Here is a 22,013-nt window from a genome sequence, read left to right as displayed (position 1 = left end):
CCCCGCAGCCCAATCGAGGCCTCCGCGGACGCCCTATGCTTGGCGGGTATGGCGTCATCGTCATGGAATTTGAGGGCCTTTCAGCGCTTCCTGGTGAAGAACACCGAAAACATCGTGTTCAACGAAGCGCCGAAACTGGTGCGTCAACTGCAGAAGTCGGACACGCTGCAACGCGGCATCCAGCAGGGCATCCGGATCGGGCTCGACGTGCTGACCGGACCGCCGCCGTCGAACGCGCCCGCCCTGCCGGCCGGGCGCCCCGTGTCGAAGAACTTCGTGCCGACCGCGCACCGGGCGCGCCGGGTGTCCTACACCCCCGACCTCGACGGCCGCGCCGACCCGGGCGAGATCGTGTGGACGTGGGTCACCTTCGAGGACGACCCGACGCGGGGGAAGGACCGCCCGGTGCTGGTGGTCGGCCGCGACCGCGACATCCTGCTCGGCCTGATGCTGTCCAGCCAGGACCACCACCGGGACGACCCGAACTGGATCTCGATCGGCACCGGCAGCTGGGACTACGACGGACGCGCCAGCTGGGTGCGCCTTGATCGGGTGCTCGACGTCCCCGAGGAGGGCATCAGGCGTGAGGGCGCCATCCTCGCCCGCGAGGTGTTCGACGTGGTCGCGGCGCGGCTGCGCGCCGACTACAGCTGGAGCTGATCAGCCCCGGCCTGCCCTCATCCGGGATTTCGCCACATCTGCCACATCGTCGGGCCACCGTCGGGCACGGTGAGCTCAGCGGTGACCTCGAAGCCGAACCGCATGTAGTACGGCACGTTCGATTCCTTGCTGGACTCCAGGTAGGCGGGTGCACCCTCGGCATCGCAGCGGTCCAGCCGCGACCGCATCAGCGCGTTGCCGAACCCTTTGCCGCGCACGTCCGGGTCGCTGCCGATCACCCCGAGATACCAGTGCGGCTCCTCCGGGTGGTGCTTCTTCATGACCTCCCCCATCGTCATGCCGCGGCGCGCGTGCCGTCCCAACGCGCGGATGAGGCTCGGCATCATCCGCAGTTCCTCGCGCGGGGTCTGCTTCCATCGCCCGGGCGGATCCCACAGCGACGCCGCGCCGATCCTGCCCGCTCCCCCGGCGTCTGCCGCCACCTCGGCACCACCGCCGCCCACGAAGTGGTGCCGCGTCATCGCGCCGAACATCCGCTCCAGGGCGCGGACCCGGCGGGTCTCGTCGGGGATCATCCACACCATCACCGGGTCGTCGAAGAACGCCCGCGCCAATACCTGCGACAGCTCTGCGACGTCCCGCTTCTCGACGAAGCGGACACCGATGTCTCCCACGTGCGGTCAGCCCTGGGTGATGTAGGCCTGCAGCTGCTGATGTTCGCGCTCCAGCTGCTCCATCCGGGTCTTGACCACGTCGCCGATGCTGACGATGCCGGCCAGCCGCCCGTCGACCACCACCGGGACGTGCCGCACCCGGTTGTTGGTCATCAGCGCGCTCAGGCTGTCCACCGAATCCTGCGGTGTGCAGGTCGCCACCAGCGTCGTCATGATCTCCGAAACCGGTCTGTGCAGAAGGTCAGCACCCATGTCGTGCAGCTTACGGACGACGTCGCGCTCGGACACGATGCCGAGCAGCCCGTCGGGCGACACCACCACCATCGCACCGATGTTGCGCACCGTTAGTTCGGTCAGCAGCCCGGCGACCGACGTCTCGGGCGTGATGGTCGCGACCGCCGACCCCTTGCTGCGCAGCACGTCAGATATCCGCATCGACCACTCCCTGGGTGATGTAGCTCACACCAGGCTACTACTCGGCGGTTCCCGGCGGGCCCGAGCCGCATAACCGAATCGCCCGCGATCCCCAGGACAGCAGCTGCCTGGACCGGTATACCTACCGACATGATCGAAGTGACGCTGCTCGGCACCGGAAGCCCTATCCCCGACGCGCGACGCGCGGGACCGTCGACGCTGGTTCGCGCCGGCGATCAGACGTTCCTGATCGACTGCGGCCGCGGGGTGCTGCAGCGTGCCGCCGCGATCGGGGTCGGCGCCAACCAGCTCTCGGCGCTGCTGCTGACCCACCTGCACAGCGATCACATCGCCGACCTCGGCGATGTGCTGATCACCCGCTGGGTGTCGAACTTTTCGCCTGACATGCCCCCGCTGCCGATCATCGGCCCGCCCGGAACGGCCGAGGTCGTCGAGAACACGCTCAAGGCGTTCCGCTTCGACATCGGCTACCGCATCGCCCACCACGCCGACCTGACCGCACCGCCGCTCGTCGAGGTCGAAGAGGTGACCGACGGCGTGGTGTGGGGACGCGACGAGGTGTCGATCCGGGTCGGCCCGACCGACCACCGGCCGGTGGAACCCACCATCGGGTTCCGCATCGAACACCACGGCGCATCGGTGGTGCTGGCCGGCGACACCGTGCCCTGCGCGGGCCTCGACCAACTGGCCGCCGGCGCGGGGGCGTTGGTGCACACCGTGATCCGGCAGGACCTGGTGGACGCGCTGCCGGTGCAGCGCATCCGCGACATCTGCGACTACCACTCCACCGTGGAGCAGGCCGCCGAAACCGCGACCCGGGCCGGGGTCGGGATCCTGATCCTGACCCACTATGTGCCGACCTTGCAGCCCGGCCAGGAGGACCAGTGGCGCGCCCTGGCCGCATCCCACTTCGACCGGCAGATCGAACTCGGCGACGACCTGCACCGCGTCGAGGTGCACCCCGGGGTGTGCGCTAAGCCAGCCTGGTGATCTCGACGATCACGTCGAGGTCGGTGGACCCCTCCCCGGAGTAGATGCCCTTGAGCGGGGTGACGTCCGAATAGTCCCGGCCCACACCGACGCTGATGTACTGCTCGTTGATCTCGGCGTCGTTGGTCGGGTCGTAGTACTGCCACTCGCCGGTCCAGGCCTGAATCCAGGCGTGGCTCTGCCCCTCGACCGTGTCGCCGACCTTCGCGTTCTTCTTCGGGTGCAGGTACCCCGACACGTAACGTGACGGAATCCCCATGCCGCGCAACATCATCAGGGTCAGGTGCGCGAAGTCCTGGCACACCCCCTTGCCTTCGCGCAGCGCGTCCACCCCGGAGGTGTGCACGCCGGTGGTGCCGGGCACGTACTTCAGTTCGCCCTGCACCCAGCGGGCCGCCTCGACCACCGCCTCGCGCGGTTCGTGATACTTCGCGATCCGCCGCCCGACCCGTTCGATGCGCTTGCTGGCCGGGACGTAATGCGTCGGCGCCAGCACCTCGTCGTAGCGGTCGCGCACGGCTTCACTGGCGAGGTCGTCCCAGGTGACCTTCACCTCGGGCTCCTCGGGCTTGTCGGTCTCGACCACCGACGACGCCGTCACCTCGAGCTCGGTGTGCGGGGCATGCAGATCGAACGCCGTCACCGCGGTGCCCCAGTAGTCGACGTAGCGGTAAGACCTTGTCGCGGGCACGGTTTCGACCCGGTTGAGGATCACGTTCTGCCGGGAGTCCGACCGCGGCGTCAGCCGCACCTCGTTGAACGACGCGGTGACCGGCGACTTGTAGGCGTATCCCGTCGAATGCACCACACGCATCCGCCACATATCTAGATCTCCCCTTCTTCGATCACCAGCGCATTGCGCCCCGCATCCGTCCACGCCACCCACGGCGCCGCATGGAAGTACTGCACCGCCAACGCTTCTCCGACGTCGAAGCACGTCTGCTGCAGACCGGCGAGCCGCTCCTCCAGCGAGTCCAGCAGCACCCCGGGCTGGAGGAACTCCAGCTCGCTTCGTGCCCGCCCCAGCAGCCGCTGCGCCTCGGCGGTGGCACCGAGCCGATTTTGGGGGCGCTTCATCAGTTCGTCGAGGCTGTGCTCGGCCAGCCGTAGCGAATAGAAGATGGAGCGCGGGAAAAGCCGGTCCAGCAACATGAATTCGACGACCCGTCCCGCGTCGAGGGCGCCGCGGTAGGTGCGCAGGTAGGTGTCGTGCGCACCCGCCGAACGCAGCAGGGTGACCCATGTCGGGGACGACGCGCTGTCACCGACCCGCGACAGCAGCAACCGCACCGTCATGTCGACCCGTTCCAGCGCGCGCCCCAGCACCATGAACCGGTAGCCGTCGTCGCGCGACAACGTCGAGTCGGCCAGGCCGGCGAACATCGCGGCCCTGCCCTCGACAAAGGACAGAAACTCGTGCGGGCCCAGCCGCTTGGCGGCGCGTTCCCGCTCGGGCAGCGCGTTGTAGGTGGTGTTGAGGCACTCCCAGATCTCGGTCGAGGTGACCTCCCGTGCGCCGCGGGCGTTCTCCCGTGCCGCCGAGATCGCCTCGACGATCGAGCAGCCCCCGTAGGTTTCCCGGCTGAACGCGACGACGTCGGTCAGCGACCACACGTCGAGCGCCCCGGCGGGCGGATCGATGCCGAGGACCTTCAGCAGCGTCCGCGACGCCTGGTCCGGATCCACGCTGGAGTCCTCCAGCAGCTGGTGCACCGTGACGTCGAGGATCCGGGCGGTGTCGTCGGCGCGCTCGACGTAGCGGCCGATCCAGTACAGCGATTCTGCGTTTCTCGCCAGCATCAGTTCCCCACCGCCCTACTGCTGTTGCTGCTGCTGTTGGTCCAGCGTGGATTCGACCTTGCCGTTCTTGGCCGACTTGCTCGTCGGCGCCTGCGGCAGCGACCGCACCACCTCGGCGGCGCCGAGCTCGCGGTCGGCGACCGACGTGCGCGACGCCAACACCCAGGTGTCCTTCGAACCGCCACCCTGGCTGGAGTTGACGACCAGTGACCCTTCCGGCAGCGCGACCCGGGTCAGGCCGCCGGGCAGCACCCACACGTCGTCGCCGTCGTTGACCGCGAACGGACGAAGGTCGACGTGGCGCGGCGCCAGCGTGTCGCCGATCTGGGTCGGCACCGTGGACAGCTGCATCACCGGCTGGGCGATCCAGCCGCGCGGGTCGGCGTTGATCTTCTTGGTGATCGTGGCCAGTTCCTTCTCGGAGGCATCCGGCCCGAACACGATGCCGTAACCGCCGGAACCCTCCACCGGTTTGATGACCAGCTCGTCGATGCGGTCGAGCACCTCCTCGCGCTCCTCGTCGAGCCAGCACCGGAGCGTGTCGACGTTGGCCAGCAGCGGCTTCTCCCCGAGGTAGTACTCGATGATCGTCGGCACATAGGTGTAGACGAGCTTGTCGTCGCCGACCCCGTTGCCCACGGCGCTGGAGATCACCACATTGCCCGCGCGGGCGGCGTTGAGGATGCCCGCGACGCCGAGCACCGAGTCCGGCTTGAACTGCATCGGATCCAGGTAGTCGTCGTCGATACGGCGGTAGATCACGTCCACCTGTCGCTCACCCTCGGTGGTGCGCATGTAGACGGCGTTGTCGCGGCAGAACAGGTCGCGGCCCTCGACCAGTTCGACGCCCATCTGGCGGGCCAGCAGCGAGTGCTCGAAGTACGCGGAGTTGTAGACGCCGGGAGTGAGCACGACGACCGTGGGGTCGGCGACGTTGTTGGCCGCGGCGTTGCGCAGCGCCCGCAGCAGGTGCGACGAGTAGTCGCCGACCGCGCGCACGCGGTGCGTCGCGAACAGGTTCGGGAACACCCGCGCCATCGTGCGGCGGTTCTCCATCACATAGGAGACCCCGGACGGCGAGCGCAGGTTGTCCTCCAACACCCGGAAGTTGCCCTGGTCGTCGCGGATCAGGTCGATGCCCGCGACGTGGATGCGCACCCCGTTGGGTGGGACGATGCCGACGGCTTCGCGGTGGAAGTGTTCGCAGGAGGTGACGAGCCGGCGCGGGATGACGCCGTCGCGCAGGATCTCCTGTTCGCCGTAGATGTCGTCGAGGTACATCTCCAGCGCCTGCACGCGCTGCCGGATCCCGCGCTCGAGCCGGGTCCACTCGGCAGCCGAGATGACCCGGGGCACCAGGTCCAGCGGGAACGGACGCTCCTGACCCGACAGCGAGAACGTGATGCCCTGGTCGGTGAACGCTCGGCTGAGCGCCTCCGACCTGGCCTCCAGGTCGGACACGTCGGCGGGTGCGAGCTCTTTGTAGATGCCCTTGTACGGGCCGCGGACGTTGCCCTGGGCGTCGAACATCTCGTCGAAGGCCTTCGCATACGAGCCCAGCTTGTTGTAGCCACCGAAGACGCCGTCATGCCGCTTGGCGGTCTTCGCATTGCTACGAACGGTCCGTACCGTGTCGGTCGCCAAAATGTCCCCTACTCTTTCCCTTACGCACGAAGCGCGAGTATTCGAATGTCATGCTGCAGCATGCGAGCCATTTCGGCAGGCCAGCGGAGCTCGCTTTGGGGGATTTACCCACTCGCTGCTACCCTGAACAGTCGCTGCCCCCGTGCGGGCGCCTAAAGACTTAATCACCCAGTCGACATTTAGAAGGAATACACGCGTGGCCAATATCAAGTCGCAGGAGAAGCGGAACCGCACCAACGAGCGCCGCAGACTCCGCAACAAGTCGGTGAAGTCGTCACTTCACACGGCGGTCCGCGGATTCCGTGAGGCTGTGGAATCCGGTGACAAGGACAAGGCCGGCGAGCTGCTGGCCGCGACCAGCCGCAAGCTGGACAAGGCTGCCAGCAAGGGCGTCATCCACAAGAACCAGGCCGCCAACCGCAAGTCGGCACTGGCCAAGGCCCTCAACAAGCTCTGATCGTCGCGCTCGCCCCGGTTCGCCGGGACGGGCACGGCCACTCTCTCCGCTCAGTCGCTGACCAGTTCGGCGACTGAGCGGACTGCTTTCTCCAGCGCGTAGCCGGCGTCGGCCGCGGCACCCTTGACGTCGGCGTTGAGCGCCGCCACCATGTGCACCGCCTCGGCGACCTTCTCGCGGGACCACCGGCGCGCCTGCTTCTGCGCCTTCTGCACCCGCCACGGCGGCATGCCCAGCTCCCCGGCGAGCCGGTACGGATCCCCGGACAGCGGCCCGACCCGAGCGATCGTGTGCACCGCCTCGGCCAGCGCATCGGCGAGCACCACGTGCGGTTCGCCCGCCATCATCGCCCAACGCAGCGCCTCCGCCGCCCCGGCGACGTCGCCGACCACGGCCTTGTCGGCGATGTCGAACCCCTTCACCTCGGCACGGCCCGAGTGGTAGCGCCGCACCGCAGCCGCATCGACGGTGCCACCGGTGTCGGCGACCAGCTGCGAGCAGGCCGAGGCGAGCTCACGGATGTCGGAGCCGACCGCGTCGATCACCGCGGTCACCGTGTCGTCGTCGACCTTCACCCGGTGTGCACGGAACTCGTTGCGGACGAAGTCCGCGCGTTCGGACGCCTTGGTGATCCTGGCGCACGGGTGCACCGCGGCGCCGAGCTTCTTGAGGTGATCGGCCAGCGACTTCGCGCGGCCGCCACCGGAATGCACGACCACCATCAAGGTGCCGTCGGGCAGGTCCGCGGCCGCGGACTGGATCAGGGCCACCGCATCCTTGCCGGCTTCGGCGGCCGCCTCGAGCACCACGACGCGCTCGTCGGCGAACAGCGACGGGCTGAGCAGTTCGGCGATCTCGCTGACGCTGACCTCGCCGGCACGCAGCCGGTCCACGGGCACGTCGGCGGTGCCCGCGGAGGCACGGGCGGCCTTGAGCACGTCCGCGACGGCGCGCTCGACCAGAAGTTCCTCGTCTCCCAGGATCAGGTGCAGGCCGGAGGTCTGTGTCACCGCACGATCGTGTCACGTCGCCCCGACACCACCCAATGCCATGCCGCCGCCGCGGCCAGCATCACCATGGCCGCGATCAACACGCCGGTCGCCCCGGACGGCATCGGTACCGCGGCGGCAGGCATCCGCGCCGCCCACCGCGCGACGCCGAGCAGCCACCACACCTCGGGGCCGGTGAACCGGATCAACACCTCCGCCCCGGCGGGCCAGACCGCGCAGAGTGCGGCCGCGGCCGTCCCGAGCACGGTGATCGGTGGGATCACGGGCGCCACCGCCAGGTTGGCGGCGACCGCGACCAGGCTCATCGACCCCGAGATCCCGGCCACCAGCGGTGCGGTGACCAGTTGCGCGGCCACCGCGACGCTGACCGCGTCGGCGAGCGGACGCGGCCACCCGCGGTCGACCAGGCGGCGTGACCATGCCGGTGCGATCACGATCAGCGCCGCGGTCGCCGACACCGACAGCGCGAACCCGACGTCGACCGCGAGCTTCGGTGCGCCGACCATCACCGCGACGATGGTGGCGGCCAGCGCGGGCAATGCCTGCCTGCGCCGGTGCGACACCACGGCCAGCAACGTGATCGCCCCCATCAGCGCGGCCCGCAGCACGCTCGCCGACGGCTGCACCACGATGACGAACGCGACCAGCGCCACCGCGGCCAGCACGACCGCGGCTCTCGGCCCGATCAGTACCGCCGACAACAGCACCGCGCCGCAGACGATCGTGACGTTGGCGCCCGAGACCGCGGTCAGGTGGGTCAGACCGGACCGGCGGAACTCGGCCGTCGCGGTGGCCGGGACGGCGCTGGTATCCCCCAGCACCAAGGCCGGCAGCATCGCGGCCTGATCCGGGGGCAGCGCCAGGCGCGCCGCGTCGGCGAACCGGGTGCGCAGATGGTGCGCGGCCCGGTGGATCGGGGCGGCCTCCCCGACGGCGGGTTCGCCGGTGGCGGAGAGCACCGCCACCGTGAGATCACGTCGTGTGGGCCGACCGACCCGGGCCCGGAACGTGGCGGGCTGTCCGGCCGCCAGGCGCGCGTAGTCACCGCTCGAGGCGAATACCAGCACATCGCCCGATGAGCGGGCCCCGTCCAACGCGACCAGCGACGCGCGCATCATGGTGCGGCCGCCGTCCAGGACGCGTGGGGTCTCCGTCGGCGTGACCGTCACGGTGGTCACGGTGCCGACGTAACCGGCGACGGGGTGACCGTCCACCGCGGCGACCCGCACCACGACCGCGACCGCGAACCCGGCACCGACCAGCGCGACCGCCAGCACCGCGGCCACCGGCATCCGCTGTGGTCCGCCCGGGGCACGGCGCCCGGCCCACCATCCCAGCGCCGCGGTCATCGTGACCGCGACCGCCAGTGCGGTGACCGCCCCGGCGCGCAGCCACAGGATGCCCGCCGCGGTGACCGCCCAGCCGGTCAGCGCGGCGGGCACCAGCCGCAGGTCCACCGCTCACACCCGGACCAGGTCGCGCAGCTTGTCCAGCCGGGCCGGGCCGATGCCGTCGACGTCGCCGAGTTGGTCGACGCTGCTGAACCGGCCGTTGGCGTCTCGCCAGGCGACGATCGCGGCCGCGGTCACCGGCCCGACACCAGGAAGGGTGTCGAGCTGTTCGACGGTCGCGCTGTTCAGATCGATCAATCCGCCTGGTGCTGAATCGTTTCCAGGCGCGGCACCGGTTGCCGGCCCGCCCGGCTGCCCGATGACCGCACTGCCGATCTGGGTCGGCTGCCCCGGCGGCGCACCGATCCCGACGACGATCTGCTCTCCGTCGGCGACGCGCCTGGCCATGTTCAGACCGAGCACGTCCGCGCCGTCGAGGGCCCCGCCCGCGGCGTCGAGCGCGTCGGCGATCCGGGCCCCGGGCGACAATGTGACCAGGCCCGGAGTGCGCACCAGCCCGACCACGCTGACCACGACCGGCTCGGTGCCGGCGGCGGCACCCGCGGACGGCGCGGCCGAGGAGACCGTCTCCACCGGCGGCAGCTTGGCCGAGACCACCGCGGGCGTACTGTCGCCGATCAGCGTCAGCACGGTCACCAGCACCGCGACCGCCCCGACCACACCGAGCGCGATCACCCCCGCGCGTCCGGGATCGGCGCGGATCTTCACCAGCCAGGCCGGCGGACCGCCCGTGGTGTCGGCCGGCAGCCACCGCGACAAGGTGGTGTCCGGCGGATCGTCCTCCTCGTCGTCCGCGGCATCGGGACCGGCGCCCAGGCGGCGTCGCAGCCGGTCGGCGGGCAGTTCGGTGGACATGCCGTGACGGTATTGCCGCACCACGACAGCACGGCGGCGAGCGCGCCATCGACGGCGCGGGCTGGGGATGAACTCGGCGTTGGGGACAACGTGGTTAACATGGCTCCCTGATATGAACCACCGCGCCCCGTTGATCGCAGGTGTGGCGTTCGCGGTGCTCTACGCGACAGCCGTGCTGGTACTGCCGGCCCTGCCCGGACCCGATTCCGGCGTCGTCCGCATCCAGGCTCTGCTGCTGGCGTTCTCCGCGCTCGCGGTGGTGGTGGTGCTCGCGTTCGCCCGCGACCGGCTGACCGGACCGCCCGCGCACCTGTTCACCATCGGCGCGTCGATCACCGTCGCGCAGCTGTGCGTGTCGGTGTGGTTCGTCGCCGGGCCGGCGCTGCGGCCGGGTCAGGTGACCGTCGGGACCGAGCGGGCCCTCGACGACATCGCGGCGATGTGGCTGCCGGTGACGGCGATCGCTCACATCATGGTGGCGGTGCCGATCCTGTTGTCCGCCAACGACGGTCATCTGCCGCGCTGGCTGGGCACCGGCGCTGCGGTGTTCACCGTGGAACAGCTGATCGAGACGATCACCATCATCGGCCCGCCCGGCAGCTTCATCTCCCCCGGCGGGCCGATGAACCACTACCTCGGCGGTCTGCTGACGGCGGGATTCTTCCTGGCCCTCGGCGTCGCCCTGACCTCGCCGGATGCAGCCCGCCCCGATCCCGACAGGCCCGCCGACGACAGCCCGACCGACGAGATGTCCGCGGCCGAACATCCGGGAGACTGACCGCACCACCGCGACGCGTCGCGACAGCAGTTCGGCTCAGCGCACGACGACCGAGCTCGGGATCCGCGGTTCGCCCAACAGCTCCCGGTGCGACGGCGGCGTGCGCCCGTCCTCGTCGGTGAGCCCGTAGCGGGCCGCGGTCTCCGCCGCGATCACGGTGTGGCCGCTGAGCTCCCCGAGATCCGGGTCCCGGTAGAGCGCGTCGATCACGTACCCGGTGAACTCCGGGGTCTCGGCCTGCTGCGCGAAGGCCTGCAGCGCTTCGGGATTCCCGTCGAAGGCCGACCGCAGCTTCTCGGTCAGCAGGATGCCCATCCACACCGAGACCGTCGCGACGCCGGTGCCGCGGAAGTCGACCGCCATGTCCGCGGCCATCTTGTCGACCCCGGCCTTCTGCGCACCGTAGGCGGCCCCATGCATGTAGCACACCGATCCGGGTGAGGACGTGAACGCGATGAGGCCGCGGTCCTGCTGGATCAGCAGCGGCGCGGCGTGCCAGGACGCGATGTAGGACGACCGCAGCCCGACGCTCAACACGTCGGCCAGATCACGTGGCTTCTCCCAGAACGGTTTCGGGCTCACCAGGTGATCGGAGACGGCCGCGGCGTTGTTGACCAGCAGATCGAGCCGGCCGGTTTCGGCGCCGACCCGGTCGAAGAACCGGGCCACCGCGTCGTCGTCGCGGTGATCCACCGCGATCCCGACGCCCCAGTTCGGCGCCTCGGCGAAGCTGCGCGCGGTGCCGTACACCCGCCAGCCGCGCGCGGCGAGCGCCGTCGCGATACCCAGGCCGGCGCCGCGGCTGGCTCCGGTCACCACCGCCACCGGGCTCGCCATGTCACTCATGCGGCCACCTTAGAGGCAGTAGCTTGAGGGCCATGACTGTGCCGTCAAAAAGCCCTGTGCCGCCCGAAAGCCCTGATCGACCGCTGCGCGTGATCCAGTGGACCACCGGCAACATCGGGCGCCGCTCGTTGCACGCGATCATCGGCCGCGACGACATGGAGCTTGTCGGCGTGTACGCGCACGGTGCCGACAAGGTCGGCGTCGACGCCGCTGAGCTTGCCGGCCGGAGCGAGCCCACCGGCATCAGGGCCACCTCCGACATCGAGGAACTGATCGCACTGAAGCCGGACGCATGCTGCTACAACCCGCTGTGGCCGAACATCGACGAACTGGTCCGGCTGCTGGAGTCCGGTATCAACGTGTGTTCGAGCGCGGCGTGGATCACCGGCGGCAAGCAGACCCCGCAGGACCTCGACCGGATCAGAAAAGCTTGTGACACAGGTAATTCCACGATCTTCGGCAGCGGTGCGCATCCCGGGATGAGCAACCTGGTGGGGATGGTGCTCTCGGGTGCGTGTGAACGCGTCGACGAGATCAGGATCACCGAGTCGGTGGACTGCTCCACCTATGAATCCGCGGGCACGCAGACCGCGATGGGGTTCTCGCAGGACCCCGACACCCCGGGCCTGGCCGAGAGCGTCCGCCGGGAGAGCGAGGTGTTCGCCGAATCCGCGGCGATGATGGCCGACGCGATCGGCGCCACGCTGGACCGGATCACGTTCGACGTCACCTTCACCGCGGCCACCGGCGACAGCGACCTCGGGTTCATGAAGATCCCGAAGGGCACCGTGGCCGGTGTGCGCGGGTATCACCGCGGCTGGGTCGGCGACCGCAACATCGTCAGCGTCGGGTTCAACTGGATCATGGGCGAGCATGTCGTCCCACCCAAGCCGCTGGAGCACGGACACGTGGTGCAGGTGTTCGGGCTGCCCAACATGCGCACAGTGCTGCACTGCCTGCCGCCGAAGGACTGGACCGAGCCCGGGTTCATGGGGCTGGGCATGATCTACACGGCGATGCCGGTGACCAACGCCGTACCGGCCGTGGTCGCCGCGAGACCCGGTATCGTCACGCTGGCCGACCTGCCGCCGATCACCGGCCGCGCGGCGGTGTGACGCCGCGGGGCTAGGCGACCTGGACCGCGACGCCGACCGCCCCGGCGCCCACGTGGATCGACAGCAGCGGCCCCATGTCGGCGACGGTCAGCGAGGACAGTTGCGGGAGTCGCTGGGTCAGCGCGGCGCCGAGTTCGTCGGCCGCGTCGTGGTTGTCGACGTGGTGCACGACCACCTCGGCGGAGCGCTCACCGACGATCCCGGCGACCCGGTCGACCATCGCCGCGTGCGCCTTGCCGACCGTGCGGATGCGCTGATCGAGCACCAGCCGGCCGTCGACGTCCAGGCACAGCAGCGGTTTGAGCGCCAGCGCGGTGCCCAGCCACGACGCCGTGGTGCGGATGCGGCCACTGCGGCGCAGATTGTCGAGCCGGTGCACGACGAGGAAGACCTGGGTGCGGCCGATCGCGGACCGGGCGGCGGCCTCGACCGCGTCGAGGTCACCGCCGGCGTCGGCGCAGGCGGCCGCGGCGAGCGCGACGAAGCCGACCCCCATCGCCGCCGACCGCGAGTTGACCACGCGCACCGCGGGTCCGAACTCGCGGGCGGCCAGCGCCGCGGCGCTGTAGGTGCTCGACAGCGCACCGGACAGGTGCACCGCGACGACCCCGTCGCCGCCGCTGTCTGCCAGTGCCTGCCGGTAGGTCTCGGCGAGTTCCTCCGGTGAGGCCCCCGCGGTGGTCACCTTCGGCCGGTCGTGAATGTCGTACGGGATGTCGTCGACGCCGTCGCGCAGGTCGGTGCCGTCGAGCAGCACGTGCAGCGGCACCTCGCGCACATCCCACCGGTGGCGCACCTCGGGCCGCAGACGCGACGACGAATCGCTGACGACGACGACGGGCATCCGGGCTCGCTAACCGCGCGAGTCGGGCACGTGCACGCCCGCCTCGGCCAGTCCTTTGAGCATCAGGTCCGCCACCGCCCGGTGTGCCTCGAAGTTCCAGTGGATGCCGTCGGGGTTGCCCCGCCCGCTCGTCACCTCGTCCCCCACCGCCTCTTTGAGGTCGACCAGAGGAACGGCGTGCTCGGCGGCCCACCGGGTGATCGCCGCGACGGTGCCCGGCCGCCCGCGGTGCGAGTGTCCGTAGGTCGGCGCGATGTGCACCGACGGCAGCGACGCCACCACCGGGATCCCAGGCCGGTTGAAATCGATTGCCGCTCTGGTCATCTCGAGATACTCGACGGTCAGGTGCGGAGGCAACGCGGGCCGCGCGATCGGCGAGAGCCTGGGCTGCAGCCAGCCGTACCCGTCGCGCGCCCACCGCCGAAGCCGTGGCGGCCGCACGTAGCGGATCAGTTCCCGCAGCGCGGTCGGCAGCGGCGAGGGCAGCGAGTCCATCCCCGACGTCGCGAAGACCACCGCACCGGCCCTCGGCAACGCGGCCCAAGACCGCGGATCCTGGGTGGCGGCCCACCACACGTCGCGGCTGGTCCAGCCGATCCGGCCGATCAGCTCGACATCCCAGTCCAGTTGTCCGGCAACGAGGTTGGGCCAGATACGCGGATCGTCGGCGGGCAGTCCCCCGGTCGGGCCGTAGTAGGACAGCGAATCGCAGAAGACCAGCAGCGTGGTGCGGCCCGGCTTCGGTCCGGGAGTCGCCTCAGAGGACATCGCCGGCGACCTGTGCCGATGCGTTCCAGACGTCCAGACGCCACCGGATGTCGTCGAAGGAGCTGGGATCCCCGTCGGCACGGGTGTGCCCGGCCAGCTGCACCCAGCTCGCGTTGCCCATACCGCCCAGCACCGGCCAGTTCTCCGGCGGCAGGTCCAGCAGCGCCGCGGTCAGCGCGGCGATCAGCCCGCCGTGCGCCACCAGCACCACCGGCCGGTCGGCGTCCGCCACTCCCCAGTCGGACTGCTGCGCGACCAGTTCGCGCACCAGCGGCACGCTGCGCGCGGCGACGTCGATCCTGCTCTCCCCGCCGTGCGGGGCCCACCGGGCGTCGTCACGCCATGCCAGCCTCGCCCCGGGTGCCTGCGCGTCGACCTCCAGATGGGTCAGGCCCTGCCAGTCGCCGAGATGGGTCTCGCGCAGCCGGGCGTCGATACTGACCGGCTGACCGCACCGGTCGCCGAGGACGACGGCGGTGTCGAGCGCGCGCCGCAGATCGGACGACACGATCAGCAGTGGCTGACGTTTGGCCAGTGACTCGGCGGCCGCGGCGGCCTGCTCGCGGCCGAGTTCGGACAGGTCGGTGTCGAGCTGGCCCTGCATGCGGCTGCCGGCGTTGTACTCGGTCTGACCGTGCCGCAGCATGACGAGCCTGCGGATCCTCATCGCTCGTCCTCGGCCTCATCCTCGTCGGCGGCGGGCGCGTCGAGTTCGACCGGCACGGTCGGGCAGTCCCGCCAGAGCCGGTCGAGCGCGTAGAAGTTGCGTTCGTCCTGATGTTGGACGTGCACGACGATGTCGATGTAATCGAGCAGGGTCCAGCGGCCCTCGCGGGTACCTTCGCGGCGCGCGGGTTTGTATCCGGCGCGGCGCATCTTCTCCTCGACCTCGTCGACGATCGCGTTGACCTGCCGGTCGTTGCTGCCGGACGCGATCACGAAGCAGTCCGTGATGACGAGTTGGCCGGAGACGTCGATCACCACGACGTCGTCGGCGAGCTTGGCCGCCGCCGCCTTGGCGGCGATGGTGGCCATTTCGATGGCTTCAGGTGTGGCGGTCAGGGACGGTCTCCTTCAACTGCTCGGTCCTGGCCGCGATAGAGGTCGCGTTTGGCGACGTACTGCACGACGCCGTCGGGAACCAGGTACCAGATGGGGCGGGACTGTTCGGCGCGCAGCCGGCAGTCGGTGGACGAGATGGCGAGGGCGGGCACCTCGACCAGATGCAGCGCATCGGTGGGAAGCTCGGCCATCGCCGTGGTGATGTGCTTGCCGTCCAGTTCGTAGCCGGGTCTGCTGACCCCGACGAACCGGGCGACCGAGAACATCTCCTCCCAGTTCTGCCACGACAGGATCGACGCCAGGGCGTCGGCCCCGGTGATGAAGTACAGATCCGCGTCGGGGTTCTGGGAGTGCAGGTCACGCAGCGTGTCCTTGGTGTACGTCGGACCGCCGCGATCGATGTCGACCCTGCTGACGGAGAACCGCGGGTTGGATGCCGTGGCGATCACCGTCATCAGGTAGCGATCTTCGGCGGACGTGACGGCCCGGCTGCGCTTCTGCCAGGGCTGTCCTGTCGGAACGAACACCACCTCGTCGAGGTCGAACAGGTCGGCGACCTCGCTGGCCGCGACAAGGTGTCCGTGGTGGATGGGGTCGAATGTCCCACCCATCACACCTAGCCTCCTGCGACGGCGCCCGCCTGACTGCACGAATAGCGAGCTTACGGGAGCGGAGCAGGTGCCTCGGGCCGACTCAAACCGAAGTCAGCCGGGGTGACGTGAGAACCTCGGTGACCTCGAACGCGGTGCGGTCGGCGCGGTAGACATCGCGGGCGTACTCGACGCAGCGCCCCCCGGTGGCCTCGGTGGTGCGGGTCAGCAACGTTCCGGCTGATCCGGCCCGCACACCGAGCTGGGCGCTGGTCGCATCGTCGAGCACGATCGACTCCAGCACCGCCGTCGAGCGCGCCAGATCGAGGCCGTACCGCGACCGCAGCACCGCCCACAGCGATCCGTCCTGCGGCAGGTCCAGAATCCCCGGGGTGAGGTCGGCGGGCAGGAACGTCGTCTCCAACGCGAACGGGACCTCGTCGACGCTGCGCAGCCGGTGCAACACGTGGACGCCGGCGCCTTCCTCGAGGCCCAGGGCACGGCGCACCGCGGGGGTGGCCACCTGGTGTTCGGCCCACAGCGGCTCGGCCGCCGGGCGCCGCCCCATCCGGGCCACCTCTTCGGAGAAGCTACCGACGTGGAAGCGCACCCGCGGTTCGGCGACGAAGGTGCCGCGCGGCGGATTGCGGTAGACCAGCCCCTCGCTTTCCAGCAACGACAGCGACTGGCGGGCAGTCATACGACTGACGCCGTGGTGTTCGGCGAGCTCACGTTCGGACGGCAACAGCGTGTGCGGTGCCAGTTGTTCGGTGGCAATCAGATCACGCACGTCGGCGGCGATCCGCATGTACAGCGGGGTGCCTGAAGGCATCTCTGCAGGGTAGCGACCTAAGTCGACTTCGGTGTCAACATTGTGCGGACGGGTGCGCCATCCCCACGCGGCATCAGAAGTCGCCGATCGGCGGACCGACCGGGTACGCCCCCAGGAAGCCCTTGGCTTTCGATCCGGGGACGGCTTTCATCTCGTCGCGCACCTCGGTCGAGTTCGTGCCGGTGGCCGAGACCACCCCGGCGTCGGCCAGCCGGGCCTCGGAGGTGCCACGGGCGACACCGAAGTCGTTGATGCGCACCACCGCGTAATCGGTGGCCTGCCGACTGCTGACGACCGGCCCGGGGGAAACCTCTTTGACGTCGGCACTGGCCGTGCCCGCGCTCAGCCCGAACAGGGCGGCGGACGCACACACCGAACCCAGGCACATGACGGCCAGCCTTGTCGTCCGACGCGGGAGTGTCGCCGTGCGCTCAACCATTGCCTACCCCTTTGGTCAGAAAGGCGGAAATGTTCTTCGAATCCGGAGAACACGCTCAGGCTATTGAGCGCAACTGTGACGAAGCTGGAAAGCCGTCGGCCGCGACGTTGTTCACGCGTTCGTAACCAGAGCCCGGAGAAGATCCAAAACAGTTGTGCTGCACTAGTTTTCGCCACAAATGGGAGAGCGCCACGCTGGCAGTTCGGTCGCCGGTTCCTGGGAGATCGCCGCGAATGTGGCCGCCCCCGGCGGATCAGACCGGCAGCAGTGCGTCGATCACCGACGCCAACTGTTTGGCCGAGCGGCACTCGTGCATCGTGATGACGCCCTCATAGCGCGGCACCGCGGAGTCACCACTGCCCCACAGGTGCCTCGGCTCCGGATTGAGCCAGTGCGCGTGCCGCGCCGCGTTGACCATGTGCGCCAGCAGATCGGTCTCCGGGTTGCGGTAGTTGTTGCGGCCGTCGCCGAGCACGAGCAGCGAGCTGCGCGGCGACAGCACGTTCGGGAACTTGTCGAGGAACGACACGAACGCGTGGCCGTAGTCGGAATGGCCGTCGCGGGTGAACACGGCTGCCTCGCGGGTGATGCGCTGCACCGCGACCGCGAGGTCGGCGTCGGGCCCGAACAATTCGGTGACCTCGTCGGTGGTGTCGATGAAGGCGAAGACGCGAACCCGGGAGAACTGCTGCCGCAGCGCATGCACCAGCAGCAGCGTGAAGTGGCTGAACCCGGCGACCGAGCCCGACACGTCGCACAGCACGACCAGCTCCGGGCGGGCCGGATGCGGTTTCTTCAACACGACGTCGATCGGCACACCGCCGGTGGACATCGACTTGCGGAGCGTCTTACGCAGGTCGATCTCGCCGGCCCTGGACCGGCGCCGGCGCGCGGCCAGCCGGGTGGCCAGGGTGCGCGCCAGCGGTCCCACCACGCGGCGCATCTGGCGCAGCTGCTCCCCCGAGGCCCGCAGGAACTCGACGTTCTCGGCGAGCTGGGGCACCCCGTACATCTGGACATGGTCACGCCCGAGCTGTTCGGCCGTACGCCGCTTGGTCTCCCCCTCGATCATCTTGCGGAGCTGGGCGATACGTTGGGCCGCGAGGGCTTTGGCGATCTGTTCCTGCGTCGGGGTGGGCTCGTCACCGTACGGCGCCAGCAGCCCGGCCAGCAGTCGGCCCTCGAGGTCGTCCAGGCTCATCGCCTTGAGTGCCTGATACGACGAATACGACGGCCCCCGGCTGGAGTTGTACCGCCCGTAGGCCTCCACGATCTGGGCGATCATCGCGGCGAGCCGCTCGTCGACGTTGGCGAGCTCCTGGTTCTCCGACAGCAGGTCGACCAGCGCGCTGCGCAGCGCCTCGACATCCTCGGGGGGTAATCCCTGCCCGTCCGGGTCGTCGTCCTCAAGCACCGTCTTGGCGCCCAGCGCCGGCGGGAAATACAGGTCGAACAGCGCGTCGAAGGTCTCGCGGTGATCGGAGCGGCGCAGCACCGCGCACGCCAGTCCCTCCCGCAGCACCGTACGGTCGGACAGCCCGAGCGCCGCCATCACCTGGCCGGCATCCACCGTCTCCGACGGGCCCACCGCGATGCCCTGCTTGCGCAGCGCCTCGACGAACTCGACCAGGTGGCCGGGGATTCCGTGCGGGGCCAGCGGCTGCGGCGGGCGGGTGCGGATCGGCGGCATCAGTTGAGCCTCAGCTCCCCGGCGGCCTTGACCTGGTCGGACTGATGCTTGAGCACGACACCGAGCGTCGCGGCGATCACCTCGTCGTCGATGGTGTCCATGCCCAGCGCCAGCACGGTGCGGCCCCAGTCGATGGTCTCGGCCACCGACGGCAGTTTCTTGAGCTGCATACCGCGCAGCACGCCGATGATCCGCACGAGTTCCTCGGCGATCTTCTCGGGCAGCTCCGGCACCCGGGACAGCAGGATCCGACGCTCGAGGTCGGCGTCCGGGAAGTCGATGTGCAGGAACAGGCAGCGGCGCTTGAGCGCCTCGGACAGCTCACGCGTCGCGTTGGAGGTGAGCACCACCAGGGGCCGGCGCTGCGCGGTGATGGTGCCGAGTTCAGGCACCGTGACCGCGAAGTCGCTGAGCACCTCCAGCAGCAGACCCTCGATCTCGATGTCGGCCTTGTCGGTCTCGTCGATCAGCAGCACCGTCGGTTCGGTGCGCCGGATCGCGGTGAGCAGCGGCCGGGTCAGCAGGAACTCCTCGGAGAACACGTCGTCGCGGGTCTGGTCCCAGTCGCCGCCGGCGGAGCCGGCAGAGGCAACACTGCCGGCCTGGATCCGCAGGATCTGCTTGGCGTGGTTCCACTCGTAGAGCGCACGGGATTCGTCGACGCCCTCGTAGCACTGCAGCCGCACCAGCCCCGAACCCGTCGACTGCGCGATCGCCCGGGCCAGTTCGGTCTTTCCGACACCGGCGGGACCCTCCACCAGCAGCGGCTTGCCGAGCCGGTCGGCGAGGAATACCGCGGTCGCGGTGGCGGTGTCGGGCAGATAGCCCGTCTCGGCCAGCCGGCGCGCGACATCGTCGATGTCGGCGAACAGCGGCACGATGCTCGCGGGGACGCTCACGTTAACTCCTCAGGCTCAGGCCGGACGGGTGTGGCCATCGCCCCACACGATCCATTTGGTGGATGTCAGTTCGGGAAGCCCCATCGGGCCGCGGGCATGCAGCTTCTGGGTGGAGATGCCGATCTCGGCGCCGAAACCGAACTGCTCTCCGTCGGTGAACGCGGTGGACGCGTTGACCATCACCGCCGCCGCATCCACCCGTTCGGTGAACCGTTGCGCGGCAGCGAGATCCGTCGTCACGATGGCCTCGGTGTGGCCGGTGCCGTACTCGTTGACGTGGGCGATCGCGGCGTCGACCCCATCCACAACGGCCAGCGCGACGTCCATCGACAGGAACTCGGCGCGCAGCTCCTCCTCGGTCGGGTCGACGTGCACGGTGACGCCGGCGTCCTGCAAGGCACCGATCAGGCGGGGCACCGCGATATCGGCGATCGCGGCGTCGATCAGCACCGATTCGGCGGCGTTGCACACGCTCGGCCTGCGGGTCTTGGCGTTGAGCAGGATCGTCTCGGCCATGTCGAGATCGGCCGACGAGTGAACGTAGACATGGCAATTGCCGACGCCGGTCTCGATGGTGGGCACCTGCGCGTCGCGCACCACCGCGTCGATCAGCCCGGCGCCGCCGCGCGGGATCACCACGTCGACGAGCCCGCGGGCCTGGATCAGATGGGTGACGCTGGCGCGGTCCTCGCTGGGCAGCAGTTGCACCGCGTCGACGTCGAGCGACTCGGTGGCCAGCGCAGCGCGCAGCGCGTCGACGAGTGCGGCGTTCGACTGCGCCGCCGACGAACTTCCGCGCAGCAGAACGGCATTGCCGGATTTCAGCGTCAGGCCGAACGCGTCGACGGTGACGTTGGGGCGGCCTTCGTAGACGATGCCGACCACACCGAGCGGAACGCGTTGCTGGCGAACCTGCAGTCCGTTGGGCAGCGTGCGACCGCGCAGCACCTCGCCGACCGGGTCGGGCAGTCCGGCGACCTGACGCAGGCCGTCGGCGATCGCCTCGACGCGCGCCGGGTTCAGCGCGAGCCGGTCGAGCATCGCGTCAGGGGTGCCCGAGGACCTCGCCCTGTCCAGGTCGGCCTCGTTGGCCTCCAGGATCGTGCGGGTGTTCATCAGCAGATGATCGGCGGCGACGCGCAGCGCGCGGTTCTTGGTGTCAGTGGACAGCGTGGCCAATCCGCGGGCCGCGCCGCGGGCCCGCCGCGCGGCGTCGTGCACCTGCTGGCGCAGGTCGGGGACGGTGGGCGCATGCACACTCATCCGGCCAGAGTATCGAACCTGCGCGGGTCGTTCGACACGTGTCGACCTGCGTCGGGGCTAGGTTGACACCCATGAGCGCGCGCGTCTGCGTAGTGGGCAGTGTCAACGCCGACCTGACGTTCACGGTGGACCGGTTGCCCCGGCCGGGACAGACCGTCCTCGCCTCGGCGCTGGACACCGCGCCGGGCGGCAAGGGCGGCAACCAGGCGGTCGCCGCCGCACGCGCCGGGGCGGCCGTGCAGCTGGTCGCGGCACTGGGCACCGACCCGGCCGCCGACGGGCTTCGCGCGCATCTGGCGGCCAACGCGGTCGGGCTGGACGGTATCGAGACCGTGCCCGGACCCAGCGGCTCGGCGGCGATCCTGGTCGACGCCGGCGCGGAGAACTGCATCGTGGTTGCACCGGGCGCGAACGCGCACCTGAGTCTGAACTCGGCAGCGGTGCGGGACGTCGTCGCCGACAGCGACGTGGTGCTGCTGTCGCTGGAGATCCCGCTCGAGACCGCCCTGGTGGCGGCCCGGGTCGGCCGGGCCGCGGGAGCGACGGTCATCCTCAACGCGTCCCCGACCCCGCCGGACATCAGCGCGCTGGCGGCCGTCGTCGACGTGGTCGTGGTCAACGAGACCGAGTCCGACGCCTGGCTCGACGGTGAGCGTGCGCTGGTCGACCACCTGGTGATCACCCGCGGCGCCCGGGGCGCCCGCCACCTGGGCGGGAACCGGACCGACTATCCGGCCCCGGCCGTCGAAGCGGTGGACACCACGGGCGCGGGCGACGTGTTCGCCGGGGTGCTGGCCGCGCACTGGACCCGCGGCGTCGACTACGCGCTGCCGCGCGCGTGCGCGGCGGGGTCGCTCGCCACGCTGGTGCACGGAGCCGGCGACTGTGCCCCTTACAGTGAGGCTGTCGAGGACGTGCTCGACGCGCCCTGATCCGAGGGGAGAACAGTGATGACGACCGCGCCCCGCCCCCCTGTGCCTTCTCCCGCC

At 69.9% G+C, this 22,013-nt stretch carries 25 protein-coding genes; 6 read left to right on the top strand and 19 right to left on the bottom strand.

Annotated elements, in window-relative coordinates; all coding sequences use genetic code 11:
- Positions 1 to 48 precede the first annotated feature (48 nt).
- Entirely contained in the window at positions 49 to 660 is a 612-nt protein-coding gene (locus BST38_RS19720; protein WP_083145166.1) for a type II toxin-antitoxin system PemK/MazF family toxin, read from the top strand.
- A 17-nt stretch (positions 661 to 677) separates the two neighbouring features.
- Here BST38_RS19720 and BST38_RS19715 read toward each other — a convergent pair whose 3' ends face one another.
- Both BST38_RS19715 and BST38_RS19710 read right to left on the bottom strand, forming a co-directional pair.
- The gene (locus BST38_RS19715; protein ID WP_083145165.1) at positions 678 to 1,295 is read right to left on the bottom strand and encodes a GNAT family N-acetyltransferase; all 618 of its coding nucleotides are present in this window, start codon (positions 1,293 to 1,295) and stop codon (positions 678 to 680) included.
- A gap of 6 nt (positions 1,296 to 1,301) precedes the next feature.
- On the bottom strand, positions 1,302 to 1,730 hold the full coding sequence (locus tag BST38_RS19710) for a CBS domain-containing protein (RefSeq protein WP_083145164.1): 429 nt from the start codon (positions 1,728 to 1,730) through the stop codon (positions 1,302 to 1,304).
- A gap of 129 nt (positions 1,731 to 1,859) precedes the next feature.
- Here BST38_RS19710 and BST38_RS19705 point away from each other — a divergent pair, with 129 nt between their 5' ends.
- Positions 1,860 to 2,720 (top strand): ribonuclease Z, encoded by an 861-nt coding sequence (locus BST38_RS19705; protein ID WP_083145163.1) that lies wholly within the window; start codon positions 1,860 to 1,862, stop codon positions 2,718 to 2,720.
- On the opposite strand, the gene BST38_RS19700 is transcribed toward BST38_RS19705, so the two are convergent.
- From BST38_RS19700 to BST38_RS19690, 3 genes are read right to left on the bottom strand one after another with little or no spacing between them, the layout of a single operon-like run.
- The gene (locus BST38_RS19700) at positions 2,704 to 3,543 is read right to left on the bottom strand and encodes a transglutaminase family protein (protein ID WP_083145162.1); all 840 of its coding nucleotides are present in this window, start codon (positions 3,541 to 3,543) and stop codon (positions 2,704 to 2,706) included. The two genes, BST38_RS19705 and BST38_RS19700, sit on opposite strands and share 17 nt — an antisense overlap.
- A 2-nt stretch (positions 3,544 to 3,545) precedes the next feature.
- A complete protein-coding gene (locus BST38_RS19695) occupies positions 3,546 to 4,520 on the bottom strand; it encodes an alpha-E domain-containing protein (protein WP_083145161.1) in 975 nt (324 codons plus the stop codon).
- Between the two features lie 15 nt (positions 4,521 to 4,535).
- On the bottom strand, positions 4,536 to 6,164 hold the full coding sequence (locus BST38_RS19690) for a circularly permuted type 2 ATP-grasp protein (protein ID WP_083145160.1): 1,629 nt from the start codon (positions 6,162 to 6,164) through the stop codon (positions 4,536 to 4,538).
- 196 nt (positions 6,165 to 6,360) lie between these two features.
- Here BST38_RS19690 and rpsT point away from each other — a divergent pair, with 196 nt between their 5' ends.
- Positions 6,361 to 6,621, top strand: coding sequence for a 30S ribosomal protein S20 (gene rpsT, locus BST38_RS19685; RefSeq protein WP_083145159.1), 261 nt, complete (start codon positions 6,361 to 6,363; stop codon positions 6,619 to 6,621).
- Between the two features lie 50 nt (positions 6,622 to 6,671).
- On the opposite strand, the gene holA is transcribed toward rpsT, so the two are convergent.
- The 3 genes from holA to BST38_RS19670 are packed head-to-tail and all read right to left on the bottom strand — an operon-like array spanning position 6,672 to position 9,898.
- Positions 6,672 to 7,631, bottom strand: coding sequence for a DNA polymerase III subunit delta (holA, locus tag BST38_RS19680; protein WP_083145158.1), 960 nt, complete (start codon positions 7,629 to 7,631; stop codon positions 6,672 to 6,674).
- A complete protein-coding gene (locus BST38_RS19675; protein ID WP_083145157.1) occupies positions 7,628 to 9,088 on the bottom strand; it encodes a ComEC/Rec2 family competence protein in 1,461 nt (486 codons plus the stop codon). The genes holA and BST38_RS19675 overlap by 4 nt, the downstream gene beginning before the upstream one ends.
- Before the next feature lie 3 nt (positions 9,089 to 9,091).
- Positions 9,092 to 9,898 (bottom strand): ComEA family DNA-binding protein, encoded by an 807-nt coding sequence (locus BST38_RS19670; protein WP_083145234.1) that lies wholly within the window; start codon positions 9,896 to 9,898, stop codon positions 9,092 to 9,094.
- A 112-nt stretch (positions 9,899 to 10,010) separates the two neighbouring features.
- Here BST38_RS19670 and BST38_RS19665 point away from each other — a divergent pair, with 112 nt between their 5' ends.
- Positions 10,011 to 10,676 (top strand): hypothetical protein, encoded by a 666-nt coding sequence (locus BST38_RS19665; protein ID WP_083145156.1) that lies wholly within the window; start codon positions 10,011 to 10,013, stop codon positions 10,674 to 10,676.
- Positions 10,677 to 10,712: 36 nt separating this feature from the next.
- Here the strand turns inward: BST38_RS19665 and BST38_RS19660 are convergent, their stop codons facing one another.
- Positions 10,713 to 11,522 carry an SDR family NAD(P)-dependent oxidoreductase gene (locus tag BST38_RS19660; protein ID WP_083145155.1) on the bottom strand — a complete coding sequence of 270 codons (810 nt, stop codon included), beginning with the start codon at positions 11,520 to 11,522 and terminating at the stop codon, positions 10,713 to 10,715.
- A gap of 32 nt (positions 11,523 to 11,554) precedes the next feature.
- Here BST38_RS19660 and BST38_RS19655 point away from each other — a divergent pair, with 32 nt between their 5' ends.
- Complete coding sequence (locus BST38_RS19655) at positions 11,555 to 12,637, top strand: NAD(P)H-dependent amine dehydrogenase family protein (protein ID WP_181792059.1); 1,083 nt, start codon at positions 11,555 to 11,557, stop codon at positions 12,635 to 12,637.
- A gap of 10 nt (positions 12,638 to 12,647) precedes the next feature.
- On the opposite strand, the gene BST38_RS19650 is transcribed toward BST38_RS19655, so the two are convergent.
- The 10 genes from BST38_RS19650 to BST38_RS19605 form a co-directional block, all read right to left on the bottom strand.
- Positions 12,648 to 13,481, bottom strand: coding sequence for a DegV family protein (locus BST38_RS19650; RefSeq protein WP_083145153.1), 834 nt, complete (start codon positions 13,479 to 13,481; stop codon positions 12,648 to 12,650).
- Positions 13,482 to 13,490: 9 nt separating this feature from the next.
- Positions 13,491 to 14,249 carry a diglucosylglycerate octanoyltransferase gene (gene octT, locus BST38_RS19645; protein WP_083145152.1) on the bottom strand — a complete coding sequence of 253 codons (759 nt, stop codon included), beginning with the start codon at positions 14,247 to 14,249 and terminating at the stop codon, positions 13,491 to 13,493.
- Positions 14,239 to 14,916 (bottom strand): glucosyl-3-phosphoglycerate phosphatase, encoded by a 678-nt coding sequence (gpgP, locus tag BST38_RS19640; protein WP_083145151.1) that lies wholly within the window; start codon positions 14,914 to 14,916, stop codon positions 14,239 to 14,241. Before gpgP ends, octT begins: the two co-directional genes overlap by 11 nt.
- Positions 14,913 to 15,311, bottom strand: coding sequence for a ribosome silencing factor (gene rsfS, locus BST38_RS19635; protein ID WP_083145150.1), 399 nt, complete (start codon positions 15,309 to 15,311; stop codon positions 14,913 to 14,915). Before rsfS ends, gpgP begins: the two co-directional genes overlap by 4 nt.
- Entirely contained in the window at positions 15,308 to 15,961 is a 654-nt protein-coding gene (nadD, locus tag BST38_RS19630) for a nicotinate-nucleotide adenylyltransferase (protein WP_083145149.1), read from the bottom strand. Before nadD ends, rsfS begins: the two co-directional genes overlap by 4 nt.
- A gap of 43 nt (positions 15,962 to 16,004) precedes the next feature.
- Positions 16,005 to 16,733, bottom strand: a complete 729-nt coding sequence (locus tag BST38_RS19625; RefSeq protein ID WP_083145148.1) for a GntR family transcriptional regulator — start codon at positions 16,731 to 16,733, stop codon at positions 16,005 to 16,007.
- A 73-nt stretch (positions 16,734 to 16,806) separates the two neighbouring features.
- A complete protein-coding gene (locus tag BST38_RS19620; RefSeq protein WP_083145147.1) occupies positions 16,807 to 17,172 on the bottom strand; it encodes a hypothetical protein in 366 nt (121 codons plus the stop codon).
- A gap of 253 nt (positions 17,173 to 17,425) precedes the next feature.
- Positions 17,426 to 18,862 carry a vWA domain-containing protein gene (locus BST38_RS19615; protein ID WP_083145146.1) on the bottom strand — a complete coding sequence of 479 codons (1,437 nt, stop codon included), beginning with the start codon at positions 18,860 to 18,862 and terminating at the stop codon, positions 17,426 to 17,428.
- Positions 18,862 to 19,761 (bottom strand): AAA family ATPase, encoded by a 900-nt coding sequence (locus BST38_RS19610; RefSeq protein ID WP_083145145.1) that lies wholly within the window; start codon positions 19,759 to 19,761, stop codon positions 18,862 to 18,864. Before BST38_RS19610 ends, BST38_RS19615 begins: the two co-directional genes overlap by 1 nt.
- 15 nt (positions 19,762 to 19,776) lie before the next feature.
- The gene (locus BST38_RS19605; protein WP_083145144.1) at positions 19,777 to 21,024 is read right to left on the bottom strand and encodes a glutamate-5-semialdehyde dehydrogenase; all 1,248 of its coding nucleotides are present in this window, start codon (positions 21,022 to 21,024) and stop codon (positions 19,777 to 19,779) included.
- A 71-nt stretch (positions 21,025 to 21,095) separates the two neighbouring features.
- Here BST38_RS19605 and BST38_RS19600 point away from each other — a divergent pair, with 71 nt between their 5' ends.
- Positions 21,096 to 21,956, top strand: coding sequence for a ribokinase (locus tag BST38_RS19600; RefSeq protein ID WP_083145143.1), 861 nt, complete (start codon positions 21,096 to 21,098; stop codon positions 21,954 to 21,956).
- The last annotated feature ends 57 nt before the right edge of the window (positions 21,957 to 22,013 follow it).

This window comes from Mycolicibacterium parafortuitum (genome assembly GCF_002086815.1).
Classification (GTDB): Bacteria; Actinomycetota; Actinomycetes; order Mycobacteriales; family Mycobacteriaceae; genus Mycobacterium; species Mycobacterium parafortuitum.
The sequence above is the reverse complement of the archived record's forward strand: the minus strand, read 5'-3'. Positions and strand labels throughout refer to the sequence as shown.